The sequence below is a fragment of the Psychrobacter sp. NPDC064578 genome (assembly GCF_044901245.1).
Classification (GTDB): Bacteria; Pseudomonadota; Gammaproteobacteria; order Pseudomonadales; family Moraxellaceae; genus Psychrobacter; species Psychrobacter cibarius_C.
On the sequence record NZ_JBJDPI010000016.1, the window covers coordinates 1 to 16432 of the forward strand.

The following is a 16432-nucleotide window of genomic DNA, read 5'->3' on the forward strand; positions in this document are numbered from 1 at the left end:
ACCTGTTTGCGATAGTCTATTGAATAAGTCATCGTTTACTTCATTAAATGCAATTGTTAATAGGGTTGTATCGGTTTTATTTGGATTAGACTATATATGTAAAAGTGAAACATACACAGATGAAAAAGGACAAACTTTTAATTCAATATTATGGTATGAAAATAAAGAAGACCCTTATGAATTTGAATTAAATTATGCTAATTATGAGAGTGGGAGCTACGTATATACGGAATGTTTTTCCTTAGAAGAAAGCACAGACTCTGGAAGCTTTTCTTATAGGAAGTATGACGAGAGAGATAGTAATAAAAGACTGAAGCATATTTTCGTAAGTAATAACTTTAGAACCGATAGAGTGACAGGGTTTGGTGCTGCTGGTAATGAAATCCAAGAAAAAAACTATCTTAAATGTCCTTTTTCTCTACCTAAATATTTTGAATTGCTAGAGAACTACAAGACATTGAAAATGAATAGCAATTGGTTCAGAATTTGGCTTAGCGATGATATTAATGAGTCATTAGTTAGAGAATGGATATTGAATAAATCTCTTGCTGAGACAGAGTCTATCTTGGTATTAGATATTGAACATCTTGATACCTTAATTTTTTTCAATGATAAAATTAACCTCCCATACTTGAAGAGGTTAGAATTGAAAAATAGCCAGCTTGCTGGAAAAGATACTTTTGATCAAAAAGAAATGGATAAAGTTAACGCATTAAGAGCAACTCATTCACATTTTGAGGTAGTAATAAATTGATTTTCCTAATTCTAGACGTACATTATAAAGAAAGCCAAGAAATCGATGCAATTACAGCAACTGTTGCAGGTATTCGCTTTGAAGGCATTGAGCAATCCCGTGTTCTAAGCGAGCATATTGTAGAAGTTAATGACGTTGCGCCTTATGAGCCAGGTCAGTTCTATAAACGAGAAATGCCTTGCTTACTGGCCTTGATCAACCAAATCAAAGAGCCTTTTGATGTGATTATCATAGACGGCTATGTATTTTTGGATAGTGTAGGCAAAGCAGGATTAGGCAAATATCTGTATGACAACCTAGCTAATAAAAAGCCAATCATCGGTATCGCTAAAAATCATTTTTATGACATTACAGAAGACTATGCCGTTTGGCGAGGGATAAGTAAGCGCCCTCTATATGTCACCAGTATTGGTATAAACATTACAATGGCGAAAGAGATGGTCAGTGAAATGGAAGGTGAACATCGAATACCTAAAATGGCCGCTGATGTAGATAAACTCGGGCGTCATCTAAAAACAAGCTAAAAAACGTCAGAAATAGAGCAAGATATAATTATTCAAGCCAACATACTATCTTGTTTTATCAGGCTGATTTATTCGAAGCTAATAGTACTAGTAACGACATTACTGTATAAGAAGTAGTGTCACAATAAAATAGAGAGCATATCGTATACATTACACATAAAAAGCCAGACAACTTAAGCTGTCTGGGTTTTTGGATGATTAATGCTCATTTGTTTGCTTGATCTGTCCGCCATAAAGCATGCTCACATATTGTGCATAACCAACTATTTTTGGCACGCATACAAGGAATATCAGCAGGTACTTCAATTGGACAAGCATAGCCGCAGTATTCACATACAACATCGTCCAAGTAGGCATAACACTGAGCGATTGTCTCAAACAGTACTTGAGGGCTAACTTTATACTTCTTGCAAAGTTCCTTCAAATGCTCAACAAAGCCACTTTTATTATCGTATGCCCAGTAATCTTCACATATTTTGATATCATATGTGCTTTGCGTCATATTGGGTTGAAGTTTTACACTCATCATATTTTCCTCAGTAGCCGCCATAGCTAGAATACGGCAATAGCTCATAAAGCTCACTCTGAAGCTTACTGCTCATGTCTTCCACAAAGTACCCATCCTGAGTATCCAAGCGCTTCTGTACCCATACACGCATCGCCATATCGTTATCAAAGCACCGCTTCACTCCTAAGCACCGCTTCACTCCTAAGAAGCGTGCTAGATTATGACCAGATGAAATATACAATTCACGCATCAATGTATTGGCAATAAGATTTGCATCTGCACTGATCGCACCGTCAGGTTTAAACTCACCAAACAGCTCCTCATAGTTAATAATTTTCATGGTGACGTCTCCTTGTCAGTTTGTGTATTCGTGCTTAGTGTCTCAGCTCTAGAGCTATTCGATACGCTCGTTAACTTCTCCTTGCTCGCGAGTAGTAAGTTATCCATCGCTGAGCCATCTTGACGGGTAATATCGGGCACATAGCGGCTGTACACCCGAAACAGAATCTCCGTACTACTGTGACCCATCTGCCGTGCTATCCATTCAGGGTTCTCACCAGCAGCGAGCCAAAGCGTTGCTGCGGTATGTCGAGTCTGATACGCACGCCTGTGTTTAAGACCGAGTAGGGCAAGGGTTGGTTTCCATACCCGTCTATTCACATTACGGTACTCCATCGGATTGCCCTGTGAGTTGCAGAATACGAACTCTGACTTACCGTACGTATGTGCTTTCTGTTCTAATAATGCATCGTAGACCAACTGTGATATCGCAATATCACGTTGTGAACCTAACGTCTTAGTCGGACCCATCTCCCCATTCACTAATGCCCCTCTGATACTGATCTCACGACGATCAAAGTTAATGCAATCCCACTTAAGCCCATCAATCTCACTGGTACGCATTCCTGTAAAAAACCGAATGGTGTAGTAGGGCTTATAGTCAGCGCGGACATGTTTTAAAATCAGCCATACCTCAGCCAGCGTAAAGGGATTTACATCCGGACGAGCTTGTTTAAGATTCTTAATATTTTTATAAGGCATCTCAAACTCATGGCGATCTGACGCTTCTTCTAGTATCATACGAAGTAGTATCATAATCTGATTGATTCGTGCTACTGACAGACTTGACTGACCATCTTTACCGTAACGAACTTTGGCGAGAGAGCTACGGAAGGTCAGCAAGTCTGGTTTTTTTATAGCATGTACCGCTTTACCCCCAAACTCAGGTAACAAGTACTTATTCAAAATAATCTGTGTCTTTTGCCGATAGCTCGGCCGCCATTCAATCTTCCTCTCCTCATAAAAAATCTCTGAAAACTGCCTAAAGGTTGGATTACGACTGATACAAGCTTCCGCTCTATCAGCCAATTCCGTCATTTCCTGTGCTCGTTCACTCTTTGGAAAGTAAGCGGCATAGTCGAAAATACCTAAGGTAATTTCTGCTTCCATTTTTTTCATGACTTGCGCTAATTTTTTACGATTAGCTGGGTTATCTTCTAAACTGGTCTTTTCTCGACAGCGCTTACCTAAGTAGCGGAAGTCAACGACCAGCTTGCCAAACCGTCCTCGCATAGTAGCCATAGTGAATCCCCTTATTTTTTTATTGAAGTGCCATACCATTGATAGCGCTCATAACCGGCTTGCACATGTCTTCCTCGATACGCTCCCATACGTACAAAATCTTACGACCACCAAAAGGGCGTATGTAGTGAATGTTTTCAATCAAAACGGTGTCTTTCATTTGATTGCGGATAGTACGTGCGTCGTACTTGATGCGTTCGGCTAACTCATCAGTTGTTAAATAAGTATTACTCATAATATTTACCTCTTTTCAGTTATTAAGTCATTGCATTAAGTGATAGAATAAAAATTATTTTATCAGCCTGTAAAAATGCATCTTTGAAGTATCAGCTATTATTTACCCGCTTAAAGGTAATTAATAACCGATTTGTGTAATATATTACCTTTTTACCGCAATGTAAAGCATTTTTACCCGAAAAGAGGTAAATTTTATGATCGTGTCTAAACTTCCTGTTATTTTGGCAGAGAAAAAATTGCGTGTAGCAGATGTTGTAAGAGCAACAGGTATGAGTAAATCAACACTTCATAAGCTATACAATGAAGAGTCATCAAGAATTGACTTCAATACCATCGACCAGTTATGTGAGTTTTTAGATGTACAGGTGGGTGACTTATTTATTTATAAGTCAAATAATAAAGATGATGAAGAGTCTTGAGGATCTTCAAAATTGAAAAAGATGTGCAGAGGAATAAGTGGTAGAGCCTTATATATATGACGTTCCAAGGCCTAAAATTAAGGTTGGGGTTATTTTAAAAACTTACTTTTTCATGATTTGGTCACGTTTTGGTCACGCTATGAGGTCAATCTACAAAAGTAATGGAAAAGAAAAAACAACGTTAAGAAAATATTTTTTAGCGTTGTTTTTTATAAGGGTAGGAATGTAAGTTGGGGTCAATTATAGAATCAGTGTTTATAGCGTGGGCACGAAATGGTCACGTTTTGGTCACGGTGCTGATTTTTGAGCTTTTAATATATTAGATAAACTTAGCAATTAGACTGAATAACTAATACTGGAAAACGCTGTAGCCCTTAAAACTCGGACAAAAAAAAGCCTCACTATTAAGTGAGGCTTTTTAAGTATTTGGAGCGGGAAAAGAGATTCGAACTCTCGACCCCAACCTTGGCAAGGTTATGCTCTACCACTGAGCTATTCCCGCTAATTATCAATTAACTATCGTCAGTTGATGAAGGCGTATTATACGCAGTTTTTTTAACGTGTCAACAGTTAGTATGAAAAAAAGTAAAAGATAGTAAATTGGCATATTATCCTAGCCTTCATCTATGATATAACAGATTGTTGTAATCTATATTCCAAAAGCTTTGCTTTCTATAAATAGGCTGGAATACAGTTTTATAATGACTTTAACCATATTAATCATTTTCATGATTTATAAAGATAACACTTAAGGATAAGTACTATGAGTCAACAATATACCATCGCTGATTATTTGTTTGATCGTGTTGCAGAAGCAGGCGCATCAGAGATATTTGGCGTACCTGGTGATTTCAACTTAACGTTTTTAGACAATATTATCGCCTCTGATAAGCTGCGCTGGGTGGGTAACACCAATGAGTTAAATGCAGGTTACGCAGCTGACGGCTATGCACGTGAGCGCGGCTTTGCGGCGATGGTGACGACCTTTGGGGTGGGAGAATTGTCAGCGATTAACGCGACCGCAGGCTCTTTTGCTGAGTATGCACCAGTGCTTCATATCGTGGGCGCGCCAAGTACGGCTCTACAAGATTCGAAGCGCCGCATCCATCACTCACTTGGTGATGGCGTGTTCAATCATTTTATTAAAATGGTAGAGCCGGTCACGGTAGCACGAGCGCAGCTTACTCCTGAAAATGCTGCCTCAGAAATCGACCGTGTGATTCGCTTAATTCTTAAAAAACATCGCCCAGGCTATCTGTTACTATCGCCTGACGTTGCTCGTCAACCTATTTATCCGCCGACTACAAAGCTTGTTGATAGCCAAGAAGACATCACCAGTCAAGCAGCATTGGCAGATTTTAAACAAGCGCTCATAGAGTTTTTGCCAAACAAAACCACGACGCTGATGGCAGATTTGATGGTGCATCGTTTGGGGCTGCAAAATCAGCTTAAGGCATTGATTGCCGATACAGATATTCCTTATACGACGTTATCGTGGGGCAAAACTTTGCTTGACGAAAATAGTGAGCGCTGGGCAGGGACTTATGCTGGCGTGGCATCACGTCCCGTGGTCAAGGATGCAGTCGAAAACTGTGAGTGCTTAATAAAAATAGGTGTGCAATATACCGATACCACGACGGCAGGTTTTAGCCAAGATATTGATGAAAATGCGGTGGTTGATTTGCATTATGAGCGCGCGAGCATTGCTGGCAAAAATTTTGCGCCCATTGCTCTAAAAGACGCCCTAAAAACGCTACATGAAGTCTTGACCTCAGATATTAATATTGTGCCAAAGCCGTTCTGTAAAGAAGTCAAGCCGCATGAGCAACATGGCAAAGACGATGAGGCTATTCTTCAAGATGATCTATGGCATATCATTGCCGATCATCTAGACCATAATAATTTGGTGTTTGCAGAACAGGGAACGGCGTATTTTGGCATCAGTGATGTGCGTTTACCAGAAGGCGTGACTTGTTATGGACAACCAATGTGGGGCTCGATTGGTTATACGTTACCGGCAAGTTTGGGTGCGGCTATTGCATCGCCAAACAAGCGCAGTGTCTTATTGATTGGTGATGGCTCAGCATTATTGACCATTCAAGAAATCGCAGTGATGATTCAAGAGCATATCAATCCAGTGATTGTACTGATTAATAATGATGGCTATACCGTGGAGCGGGCGATTCATGGTGAAAACCAGCGCTATAATGACATTCCTAAGTGTAACTGGCAGATGATGCCAAAAGCTTTTGGTGCCACCGATGATAATAGTCTGCTGCTAAAAGCAGAAACAGCAGGCGAGTTAAAAGCAGCTCTTACGCAAGCAGCGGCTGTAAAAGACAAGTTGGTTATGTTGGAGGTCATCGCTGATAAGCATGATATCCCGCCACTACTCGCCGATATCAGTGCCGCACTGAAGCCAAAAAATGATTGAGTGAGTAATAAAAAACTCGTTTCATAAAAATGAATAGCCCCATTTAGCACCATTGCTAGATGGGGCTTTTTGCACTTTTTTATCATATAGATTAATTAATCAGCTATGGCTCTTATGTCGGTTTGCAGACTCTAGTATCATGGTGGATTGGGCTATTTCCAGCCCTTATCATTCCATAGGAGATGACCCCGTCGTGATTTGGTTAAAAATGCTTATTGGTGCTCTAATGGTATTGGCGATTCAATTATTCGCGCAAACCAGATTTTTTTATTTGGCAGCACTCGCGCCACTGTTCCCCACATTTACGTTAATCAGTCACTTTATTGTGGGTACTGAGCGTAGCCCCGCTGATTTAAAAGTCGCATTAATATTTAGTATGCTCGGTGTCATACCGCACCTTATTTATACCTTTGTGGTGTTTTTTAGCATCGGCTACGTCAGCTTATATAAGGCATTACTGTTCGGCGTTGTCGCTTGGACAATAGCCGCAGCGATTTTGGTCCTTACATGGCAGTATATTCAGGCTTAGTTGTGGTTAGAAAAAAACGTAAACTCTGTCAAAGGGCAATATATCAAAGGTATATATAAAATTCGGTACATATTTCTACAGATAATTTTTATAGATTCGGTCGTAGATGTTATGCTTAAGAGCGATTTTATGGTGTGACCTGTAGCAAACTAAAACTAAAATTAGAATTATCGCGATAACTCCATTCATTACAATTTATAAAAATAGGGCTTAAAAAAAGATGGATACCTTAAATATCATCTATCTCGTAGGGGCATTGTTAATTTTCGCCAGTATTATGGCAAGTACGTTATCGGCGCGCTTAGGCGTTCCGCTATTGCTGCTGTTTTTGATCGTAGGGATGTTGGCTGGCGAAGATGGCATTTTAGGTATCGAGTTCGCCCAATATGGTATTGCTAACTTTGTCGGGCAGGCGGCTCTTGCTTGTATCTTGTTGGATGGTGGGCTACGTACTTCTTTTAAGTCATTTCGAGTCGGTCTTAAGCCTGCTATTACCTTAGCCACTTGGGGCGTACTTGCGACAGTAATGATACTGGGTATATTCGTCACTTGGCTACTCGATGTTGATTGGCGTCTTGGTTTGTTGATGGCGGCCATTGTTGGTTCAACCGATGCAGCAGCGGTGTTTTCGCTACTGCGTAATGGCGGCGTCAAGCTCAACGATCGTGTACAGGCTACACTGGAGCTAGAATCGGGTGCGAACGACCCTTTGGCTATTTTGCTGGTGACAGGATTAATCGCTTTAAATGTTGATCCCGCTGGACAGACGGTACTGGGCTTTTTAGGGTTGTTATTACAGCAGCTTGGCTTTGGTTTGGGCATGGGCTTACTGTTTGGTTATTTATTGGCGAGGCTATTACCAAAAATACACTTGGCAGAAGGTATGTATGCCATTTTGATCATGTCTGCGGGATTGGCAGTCTTTGCCGCGACTAATCTCATCGGCGGCAGTGGATTTCTGGCAATTTATCTCACTGGTGTGCTAATTGGCAACCATAAAGTGCGCTCAACTGAGCATGTGATGCGGGTGATGGATAGCTTTGCGTGGTTGTCACAAGCGGTATTGTTTGTGGTATTGGGGTTATTGGTGACGCCATCGCATGTGATTGATGTTTGGTATTACTCCGTCGCGATTGCTGCTTTTATGATCTTTATTGCCCGTCCTATTGCGGTCTATACCAGTGTGAAACCCTTTAAATTTAAAGACAGAGAAATCGGCTTTATTTCTTGGGTTGGCTTGCGCGGTGCGGTTCCTATTACGCTTGCCATATTACCGGTGATGGCGGGAATAGATGGCGCTTTTATGTTGTTTGATATTGCTTTTGGCGTGGTGGTTTTGTCTTTGATTTTACAAGGCACGACCATTCCTTTTATGGCAAATTTATTCAAAGTGCGTATTCCTAGTAATAAAGACCCAGAAGAAGAGCATGAGGTTTGGGTATCTGACAAAGCAAGCATTACTTTATATGAGTTTGAAGTAAAGTCAGGGGCATTTGCGATTGATCGTCATCCAATGGCCATCTCTAAGCGCATAAGCCCTGATGAAATCAGTGTCTTTGCCTTGGTACGCAGGCAGCATATTATCGTTGTTGATGACAACACCAAGCTCAAATGCGGTGATAGGGTGTGGTATGCGATGACAGGGAACCACGCTACCCAAATTGCTAAGATTTTCAATGACACGACCCTTGACCATAAAGCCATGGATGACTTTTATGGCGATTGGCTGCTATCCCCAAGTGTGAAGCTTGGAGATTTGCCGTTTTTTACCAGTATTATGGCGTCTGAGTCGCTTGTCGATAAACTCAAATCCAAATCTGAGGACAGCGCCAAAAGCATGTGGGATCAAACGGTCGCTGAATATATTAATGATAGCTTAGAGATAAAGCCAGTATCGGGTGATACGGTCGATATCAATGACGAATGGTCGTTGGTCATAAAAGAAGTGGATGATAAAGGAAAGCTTAGAACGATTGGTTTAAAGCATCTAGAGCGATTAACAGCAGGGTAGCTACGTAGCTATTTGCCGTTATTATTCACAAAAGACGCGTCATTTGACTTAAAAACTCGGCGACTTGTTTGTGTAAGTTTTCTCGATAAGCCCAATGATGCTTGACCTCGTAACTGGCCTCATTGGGCAATAGTATTTTCATCAGCCCCATTTCTTCATAACGCTTGGCTAAATCATTAGGCAAGTAACCAACATGATGGCCCGCCAAAATGAGCTGCGCAGTTGCCTCCATATGATAAGTGGTGGCACTCAATGTTTTTGGACGGACATGATTGATACTCAAATCGGTAATATAGCCTCGTTTTATCCATGGATAGTTTTGTTCCAAATCCTCAAAAGTTAACCCTTCTGACCCATAAAACAATCGATGCTCGCGTCCACAGCAGACCACCTGCTTTTCAATAAATGCTGGCTGAAAAGTGAGTAGTGGTGGAAAACTGCCAAAATATCCCACACCAATATCACTCTCGTTGCTTAGCAGCTTCTCTAGCATGCTTTCAGGGCTTTGCACATCGATAGAAAAGTGGATAAGGGGATTGTCACGATAGCTAGCAGCCAAGCATTGGCGCAAGGCGTCATAAAAAAACGTCGGCATCTGGTCAATGAGACACAGTCGGATATGACCGCCACGCACCGAATCCAATTGGCGAATATAGTGCAGTTGATGCTGAAAACTGGCAACCGCTTCAGTAAAACTCAAACAGGCTTCATAAACCGCTGCGCCATCTTCTGTCAGCTTAAAACCCGCGCGCCCACGATGACAAAGCGTCATACCTAAGCGATCTTCTAAATGGGTCAAATGACCACTAATGACAGAGGTCGTCACATTTAAGCGAGACTGTGCGGCTGTCACGCCCTGACACTCTACAATCGCCATAAAGCTGCGCAAGGTTTTGATGTCTATTTTTATCAATTCATCTAGCATCGGTCATTATTCCTCAGTAGCTATGCTGTCTATCAAAATGAATCTTCTATTTATCACTTTTCTAACATCAAATTTATATCAAACTTCTGATAATAACAGCTAAATCTAAATTACTACGAAAAACCAGAAGTTTACTTCTAAATTTTACCATGGTCTGACTTCAAATATTTAGGTATTGTCAAAGCATATAAAAAATTGCCTATTTTAAACAAACTGAAACAAGGATGTGATTTATGAAATTCAATCAACCATTAAGCGGCAACGATATGCCAAGATTTGGCGGCTTTGCTTCTATGATGCGCTTGCCAACTCAAGCTGATGCAGAAGGGTTAGATGTGGCATTTGTGGGTGTGCCGTTAGATATCGGTGCGTCAAACCGTAGTGGTGCGCGATTGGGTCCACGACAAATTCGTGATGAATCACGCATGATTCGTCCCTATAATGTCGCCACTCGTGCAGCGCCTTTTGAGTCTTTACAAGTTGCTGATATCGGCGACGTGCCTATCAATACTTTCAACTTGCTAAAAAGCATTGATATCATCGAAAAATTCTATACTGATAAAATCGTGAATCATGGTGCTATTCCATTGACTTTGGGCGGCGATCATACCATTGCCTTGCCTATCTTACGTGCGCTTGCCAAAAAACACGGCCCTGTCGGCATGGTGCATATCGATGCGCATGCAGATATCAACGATGAGATGTTTGGCGAAAAAATCGCTCATGGTACACCTTTCCGCCGCGCTGTTGAAGAAAACTTAATCGATGGCAACCGTGTGGTACAGATTGGCTTACGTGGTACAGGCTATAGCGCCGAAGAGTTTGATTGGTCAACCCAGCAAGGCTTTCGTGTTGTCCCTGCTGAGGAATGCTGGTACAAGTCTCTGACACCATTGATGGCAGAAGTACGCGAAAAGCTCGGTGATGGCCCCGTCTATTTAAGTTTCGATATCGATGGTATTGATCCTGCGTTTGCACCGGGTACGGGCACTGCTGAAATCGGTGGCTTGACCTCAACGCAAGCGATAGAAATCATTCGCGGTATGCGCGGACTTGATGTGGTGGGTGGTGATTTAGTAGAAGTGTCACCGCCTTACGACCCATTTGGTAATACCTCTGTACTAGCGGCAAATTTGCTATTCGAGATGCTGTGTATCTTGCCGGGTGTCCGCTACGACGATAAAGTCAAAGCGATTTATTAATCATCATTCGTTATCTTTTTGCCAAATGAATCCTTTGTTAATAGGCTGACGTTGGTTTGTATATTAGACTTAACGATTTCTTTATAAGATATTGAATTTTTTAGGATGATTAACTCATGACGCAATTGCTTCAAACATCTTCTTCAGCGCCCGCCACGCTGTCTCTGACATGTGGTGAGTTGCTCGTACAGTGGCTAGAGTATTATGGGGTAGAGACCGTATTTGGTATTCCGGGTGTGCATACGGTCGAGCTATATCGTGGTCTGCCAAACACCAACATCCGCCACGTGACACCGCGTCACGAGCAAGGCGCTGGGTTTATGGCTGATGGCTATTACCGCGCTTCTGCCAAAGTTGGCGTGTGTTTTATCATCACAGGTCCGGGTATGACCAACATCATGACGGCTATGGCACAAGCATTGGCTGACTCCATTCCGATGCTAGTGATTTCTAGTGTTAATAAAGTGGCAGATACGGGCAGCGGTGAAGGGCACTTGCATGAATTGCACGATCAGCAAGGCATGGTCAGTAAGGTAGCGCTCACGAGCAAAACTATTTGGCAGCCTGAATCGTTACCCAAGGTCATCGCTGAAGCATTTGCATTATTTAATGGCGCACGTCCAGGGCCAGTGCATATCCAGTTGCCCATTGATGTGATTACCGCAGATGCCAGTCATGTCGCAAAGCCCTCTGATTTAACTCCTTATTTAAATAAATTTGTAAAAAATTCGACTGATGCACATGGTTTAACGTTACCTCAAGTAATGAGACCGCTGCCCAATCCTGCCCAATTAGATTTGATCGTTGAATCTCTAAAAGCGGCAAAAAATCCAGTGATACTTTATGGTGGTGGCTGCGTCGATGTCGATCATGAGGCGCAAACCCTAGCAGAGCTTATCGATGCACCGACGTTTTTGACCATCAATGCCAAAGGTTTGCTGCCACCTAGCCACCCATTAAGTTTGGGTAGCAATCAGTCATTAGAGGCAGGTCGCGCCGTTATTGCTGAGGCTGATTGGGTATTGGCGATTGGTACTGAGCTGGGTGAGACTGATTATGATGTGTTCTTTAATGGTGAATTCAAAATCAATGGCACGCTGATTCGTATCGATTGCGATGCCCAGCAATTACAGCGTCCTTTTAGAGCAGATATCGCAGTATCGTCCGATGCGCAAATGGCGGTAAGTGGTCTCTGCAAACGCTTAGAGGGTCAGGCGTTAAATCATCAAGCGGTATCACGAGTAAACGAGGCAAAACAAGCACTGTTAGCAGGAATGACACCAGACTTTGCTGGGCAAAATGCGCTACTTCAGTTGATTCGAGATGAAGTGAAAGACGTCATCTTCGTTGGTGATTCAACGCAGCCTGTCTATAGCGGCAATCTTGGTTTTGAGGCGTTAGCCGCGCGTCGATGGTTTAATTCGTCAACAGGGTTTGGCACGTTAGGTTATGGTTTGCCTGCTGCCATTGGTGCCATGATTGGTTCAAACAGTCCAGTGGTCAGCTTGATTGGCGACGGCGGTATTCAATTTACCATCGCAGAACTCATCTGTGCCGCCGAGCTTGAGCTGCCATTGATTGTGCTACTGTGGAATAACCAAGGCTATGGCGAAATTCGTCGTTATATGGAAGAGGGTGGATTGCCACTAATCGGGGTTAATATTAAGACGCCGAACTTTGAGCCATTAGCCGCAGGATTTGGCGCAGGTTATCGCAGAATCACAGCCAAACAGCAATTGCTCGACGCTCTAAAAGAAGATATCAAAGGTAAGCAACCCATCATCTATGAAGTTGATGAAGCCGATAACTTTTTGATTGAAATGGGTATGACGTTTACCTGCTTTAGCTAACAATATAGTTAATCCTATATAAATCAGATACGGTGTCAGGCTCGCTTATTCTACTATTTGTAGTACTTTCACTCGCCTTCCTTGTATCTAAATTATATTGAACCAACTATACCAACGCTAAGCATAATAAAGGCTGGTCGCTCAAGGAAGAACGTCTATGATGCCACATGCTAACCGCTCGTCTGGTCGCTTGAGCACCTCGCTGGCAAGCTTATTAACGGATTTATCCGCGATTGTTGGCGCGACCAATGTATTGACCAAACCCAGCCAGCAGCAGTCGTATACACAAGGGGCGATTGCTTCTATCACCGATGCTGTCGCGGCAGTTGTGATACCAGACTCTCTTATGGCACTATGGCGCGTCATTAATCTCTGTGCAGCGGCTGATGTGATTATTATTGCTCAGGCTGCTAACACAGGGTTGACCGGAGGCTCGACACCGTACGGAGAGTACGATCGAGCAGTCGTTGTGATTTCTATGCAACGATTGGGCGGCATTTATCTGCTCAATGATGCAGCAGAGCTTGTTGCTTTGCCAGCAGCTAGCCTTCAGCAGCTTGAGTCTGAGCTTGCACCTTTGGGGCGTGAGCCGCATTCAGTGCTGGGCTCAAGTTGTGTTGGTGCTTCGGTGATTGGCGGTATTTGCAACAGCTCTGGCGGTATGTTGGTGCAGCGTGGTCCGGCGTATACCGAGATGTCGCTATTTGCCAAACGTGATGCCATGGGTGAGTTTGAATTAATCAATCACTTAGGCATTGATTTAGGTGTAGATCCAGAAGAGATGCTTGAAAACTTACAAACTGGCACGTTCAATAAAAATCCAGAGAGTGCTAACAGTAAGTCCTGTACAAATCACCATTATCAACACAAGGTGCGTGATTGCGAGGCAGACACACCTGCTAGATTTAATAATGACCCTAACGGATTATATGAAGCCTCTGGTTCAGCAGGCAAAGTCATCGTCTTTGCGGTTCGAGTCGCGACATTTGCCAAACCGACGCAAGAACAAACGTTTTATATCTCGACCAATGACGCCAATACTTTTACCACACTTAGGCAGCAGTGGTTAAAAAGCGAGCTAAACCTGCCTATTTTGGCAGAATATATGCACAAAAGTTACAACGATATTACCATGCGCTATGGCCGTGATACTTGCTTGAGTATGCGAAAACTGCCAGCCAGTAAGATAGGAGCGCTGTATCGGTTACAAGCCAAGATTGGTTATTATTTGGATAAATGGCGACTGCCTCAGACTCTACCAGATCGGATGCTACAAATGACTGGTGTTTTCATGCCGCCGTCATTACCAGCCCCTTTGGCTGAGCAGGCGTGCTCCTATCGTTATCATTTAATCATTAAAGTCGCGAATAGCAATAACGATGATAATAGCAATGATAGCGCTAATAATCGTCATATTGCCGCCGCTCAAGCATTTCTACAGTCCCATATGCAGCAGCATCAAGGCGTCATGCATCTTTGTACAGCAGCAGAATCCCAAGCATTATTGGTGTTTCGTAGTGCGGCAACCGCTGCCATGTTTCGTTATCACAATCTTAACCATACAACGTTTGGCGAGCTGTTGTCTACCGACATTGCCTTACCAAGGAATGCCGTAGATTGGGATGAAGTGCTACCTATTAACTTACAAAAGCAGGTCAGTAAAACCTTTTATTTGGGGCACTTTTTTTGCCATGTCATGCATCAAGATTATCTGTTATACCCTGAAGTGGATGCAAAAAAATTCAAGGATGAGCTATTGGCGTTTTATGATCGCCGCCGTATAGAGTACCCTGCTGAACACAACGTGGGTCATGTCTATACCGCAAAACCTGCATTACATACTTTTTATAAAAAACTAGATCCGACCAATTCGCTAAATCCAGGCATTGGTCAGACAGCAAAATGGAAAAATTGGCGATCGTCGCCCATCAAGGAGGAATTAAATGACGAATTATCTCGATAAGTCGCAGCAACCAATATTAGGAAATGATGTTGTCGATTCAGAAACGCCGCAAGGAGAGCAGTGGCGTGCGTCAATGTGGAAGTTTTTATTGTTTTCAGCATTGGGCATTGCACTATTTATTATTCCGTTTCAATGGGACGGAAAGGTTACGATTTTATTGGGTGTGTTAACGGACGCTTTGCAAGCTTTGCTGGGCGGTTCTGTCGTTTATGTGGCAATGGCAATCGTGACGACTTCCTTTCTTGGGGCTTTGGCTGTGAAGGTGTTAAAGCCCAACCTGCATGAAGACTCTATGGTCAGAAAACTCTTCGATGTTGATTGGTTTTGGCTCACTGCCCGATTGTTAGGGATGGTGTTTGTCTGGATGATTTATCTGCAAGTCGGCCCTGAATTTATTATTAATCGTAATACAGGCGGCGTCATTTTCGAAGATTTGATTCCGATTTTGATTCCTTTGTTTTTCTTCGCCATTTTATCGTTACCGTTTTTGACAGATTTTGGTTTGATGGAGTTTTTGGGCACACTGGCGAGCAAAATATTTGTCAAGCTGTTTAAGTTGCCAGGACGCTCAGCGGTAGATGCCATGTCCTCTTGGTTTGGCGCAGCTTCTATCGGTTTACTCGTGACCATGCAGGAGTATGATAAAAGCTACTATAGCCAGCGTGAAGCGGCGATTATCGCGACGACTTTTTCGGTGACTTCGATCGCTTTTACTTATGTCGTCGCCAAAACCATCGGCGTAGACGATAACTTCGTTTATTTTTATCTGACCATTGCTTTAACAGGCTTTATCGCCGCGATTATTATGCCGCGTATACCGCCACTTTCCTTAAAGCCTGACACCTATCATTCTGGCAAAAGCATGCTCGATGAAGGGATTCCTGCTCAGTACACGACCTACCAATGGGCGGTCAATCGTGCTGTGACGCGCGCGCACTCAATGCCAAGTCTGGGTCAAGTGTTCAAACGTAGTGTAAAAAATCTATTCGATATCTATTTTGGGCTAATCCCCGTGATTTTCGCAATTGGTACGATTGGTCTGGGCTTAGCCGAATATACGCCTGTGTTTAAATGGTTGTCTACACCGTTGGTACCGCTGCTTGATTTGTTACAAATTCCAGAGGCAGCAGAGGCGGCTCCAGCGATGATTATGGGCTTTGCGGATATGTATTTGCCAGCCTTGGTCGGCAAAAGTATTGAGAGTGAGATGACAAGATTCATCGTTGGTGCATGTTCTATTACTCAGATTATTTATATGTCTGAAGTGGGCGCGCTGATTTTGAAATCAAACATCAAGCTTAATGTGTTAGAGCTGTTTATGATTTTTATTCTTCGTACTCTGATCAGTTTGGTGGTGATTACCTCAGTGGCGCATCTACTTTATTAGCCATGTAGCCAATATCAACCCAGCCTCTAGCATAACGAGATAATGTGCTAAATAATCGGTTTATCTAACTAAAGAATAAACTGATTACTTAGCGAATGATTTACAGAG

At 42.7% G+C, this 16432-nt stretch carries 15 protein-coding genes and 1 tRNA gene; 10 read left to right on the forward strand and 6 right to left on the reverse strand.

What is annotated here, in order from left to right; genetic code table 11:
• Positions 1-754: hypothetical protein (locus tag ACI2JM_RS14210; RefSeq protein ID WP_404645024.1), on the forward strand; the 754-nt coding region annotated here is incomplete at its 5' end.
• Entirely contained in the window at positions 751-1278 is a 528-nt protein-coding gene (locus tag ACI2JM_RS14215; RefSeq protein WP_404645026.1) for an endonuclease V, read from the forward strand. The genes ACI2JM_RS14210 and ACI2JM_RS14215, both read left to right, overlap by 4 nt.
• A 205-nt stretch (positions 1279-1483) precedes the next feature.
• Here the strand turns inward: ACI2JM_RS14215 and ACI2JM_RS14220 are convergent, their stop codons facing one another.
• From ACI2JM_RS14220 to ACI2JM_RS14235, 4 genes are read right to left on the reverse strand one after another with little or no spacing between them, the layout of a single operon-like run.
• The gene (locus ACI2JM_RS14220; protein WP_404645028.1) at positions 1484-1852 is read right to left on the reverse strand and encodes a hypothetical protein; all 369 of its coding nucleotides are present in this window, start codon (positions 1850-1852) and stop codon (positions 1484-1486) included.
• Positions 1815-2126, reverse strand: a complete 312-nt coding sequence (locus ACI2JM_RS14225; protein ID WP_404645030.1) for a hypothetical protein — start codon at positions 2124-2126, stop codon at positions 1815-1817. The genes ACI2JM_RS14220 and ACI2JM_RS14225 overlap by 38 nt, the downstream gene beginning before the upstream one ends.
• Complete coding sequence (locus ACI2JM_RS14230; protein ID WP_404645032.1) at positions 2123-3367, reverse strand: Arm DNA-binding domain-containing protein; 1245 nt, start codon at positions 3365-3367, stop codon at positions 2123-2125. Before ACI2JM_RS14230 ends, ACI2JM_RS14225 begins: the two co-directional genes overlap by 4 nt.
• A 19-nt stretch (positions 3368-3386) precedes the next feature.
• Positions 3387-3602, reverse strand: coding sequence for a hypothetical protein (locus ACI2JM_RS14235; protein WP_011513303.1), 216 nt, complete (start codon positions 3600-3602; stop codon positions 3387-3389).
• Between the two features lie 196 nt (positions 3603-3798).
• On the opposite strand from ACI2JM_RS14235, the gene ACI2JM_RS14240 reads away from it, so the two are divergent.
• Complete coding sequence (locus ACI2JM_RS14240) at positions 3799-4023, forward strand: helix-turn-helix domain-containing protein (protein ID WP_404645035.1); 225 nt, start codon at positions 3799-3801, stop codon at positions 4021-4023.
• A 427-nt stretch (positions 4024-4450) separates the two neighbouring features.
• Here ACI2JM_RS14240 and ACI2JM_RS14245 read toward each other — a convergent pair.
• A tRNA-Gly gene (locus tag ACI2JM_RS14245) sits at positions 4451-4525 on the reverse strand.
• Positions 4526-4786: 261 nt separating this feature from the next.
• Between ACI2JM_RS14245 and ACI2JM_RS14250 the strand changes: the two genes are divergently transcribed.
• From ACI2JM_RS14250 to ACI2JM_RS14260, 3 genes are all read left to right on the forward strand, one after another.
• Positions 4787-6457, forward strand: a complete 1671-nt coding sequence (locus tag ACI2JM_RS14250; RefSeq protein ID WP_404645037.1) for an alpha-keto acid decarboxylase family protein — start codon at positions 4787-4789, stop codon at positions 6455-6457.
• A 193-nt stretch (positions 6458-6650) separates the two neighbouring features.
• Positions 6651-6986 (forward strand): GlpM family protein, encoded by a 336-nt coding sequence (locus ACI2JM_RS14255; protein WP_227676529.1) that lies wholly within the window; start codon positions 6651-6653, stop codon positions 6984-6986.
• Positions 6987-7206: 220 nt separating this feature from the next.
• Positions 7207-8997 (forward strand): potassium/proton antiporter, encoded by a 1791-nt coding sequence (locus ACI2JM_RS14260; protein ID WP_404645039.1) that lies wholly within the window; start codon positions 7207-7209, stop codon positions 8995-8997.
• Between the two features lie 25 nt (positions 8998-9022).
• On the opposite strand, the gene ACI2JM_RS14265 is transcribed toward ACI2JM_RS14260, so the two are convergent.
• A complete protein-coding gene (locus ACI2JM_RS14265; RefSeq protein ID WP_201604230.1) occupies positions 9023-9922 on the reverse strand; it encodes a LysR family transcriptional regulator in 900 nt (299 codons plus the stop codon).
• 233 nt (positions 9923-10155) lie between these two features.
• On the opposite strand from ACI2JM_RS14265, the gene speB reads away from it, so the two are divergent.
• From speB to ACI2JM_RS14285, 4 genes are all read left to right on the forward strand, one after another.
• Positions 10156-11124 (forward strand): agmatinase, encoded by a 969-nt coding sequence (speB, locus tag ACI2JM_RS14270; protein ID WP_404645041.1) that lies wholly within the window; start codon positions 10156-10158, stop codon positions 11122-11124.
• Positions 11125-11240: 116 nt separating this feature from the next.
• Complete coding sequence (locus ACI2JM_RS14275; protein WP_404645043.1) at positions 11241-12974, forward strand: 5-guanidino-2-oxopentanoate decarboxylase; 1734 nt, start codon at positions 11241-11243, stop codon at positions 12972-12974.
• A 157-nt stretch (positions 12975-13131) separates the two neighbouring features.
• Positions 13132-14937: a D-lactate dehydrogenase gene (gene dld, locus ACI2JM_RS14280; protein ID WP_404645045.1), complete on the forward strand. Its 1806-nt coding sequence runs from the start codon at positions 13132-13134 to the stop codon at positions 14935-14937.
• A complete protein-coding gene (locus ACI2JM_RS14285; protein WP_404645047.1) occupies positions 14918-16324 on the forward strand; it encodes a YjiH family protein in 1407 nt (468 codons plus the stop codon). The genes dld and ACI2JM_RS14285 overlap by 20 nt, the downstream gene beginning before the upstream one ends.
• Positions 16325-16432 lie beyond the last annotated feature (108 nt).

Excerpts from the sequence above, each read along its gene's own strand:
- ACI2JM_RS14220 (WP_404645028.1), bottom strand. The coding sequence starts at position 1,852 with ATGAGCTATTGCCGTATTCTAGCTATGGCGGCTACTGAGGAAAATATG.
- ACI2JM_RS14225 (WP_404645030.1), bottom strand. The coding sequence starts at position 2,126 with ATGAAAATTATTAACTATGAGGAGCTGTTTGGTGAGTTTAAACCTGAC.
- ACI2JM_RS14230 (WP_404645032.1), bottom strand. The coding sequence starts at position 3,367 with ATGGCTACTATGCGAGGACGGTTTGGCAAGCTGGTCGTTGACTTCCGC.
- ACI2JM_RS14235 (WP_011513303.1), bottom strand. The coding sequence starts at position 3,602 with ATGAGTAATACTTATTTAACAACTGATGAGTTAGCCGAACGCATCAAG.
- ACI2JM_RS14240 (WP_404645035.1), top strand. The coding sequence starts at position 3,799 with ATGATCGTGTCTAAACTTCCTGTTATTTTGGCAGAGAAAAAATTGCGT.
- ACI2JM_RS14250 (WP_404645037.1), top strand. The coding sequence starts at position 4,787 with ATGAGTCAACAATATACCATCGCTGATTATTTGTTTGATCGTGTTGCA.
- ACI2JM_RS14260 (WP_404645039.1), top strand. The coding sequence starts at position 7,207 with ATGGATACCTTAAATATCATCTATCTCGTAGGGGCATTGTTAATTTTC.
- ACI2JM_RS14265 (WP_201604230.1), bottom strand. The coding sequence starts at position 9,922 with ATGCTAGATGAATTGATAAAAATAGACATCAAAACCTTGCGCAGCTTT.
- speB (WP_404645041.1), top strand. The coding sequence starts at position 10,156 with ATGAAATTCAATCAACCATTAAGCGGCAACGATATGCCAAGATTTGGC.
- ACI2JM_RS14275 (WP_404645043.1), top strand. The coding sequence starts at position 11,241 with ATGACGCAATTGCTTCAAACATCTTCTTCAGCGCCCGCCACGCTGTCT.
- dld (WP_404645045.1), top strand. The coding sequence starts at position 13,132 with ATGATGCCACATGCTAACCGCTCGTCTGGTCGCTTGAGCACCTCGCTG.
- ACI2JM_RS14285 (WP_404645047.1), top strand. The coding sequence starts at position 14,918 with ATGACGAATTATCTCGATAAGTCGCAGCAACCAATATTAGGAAATGAT.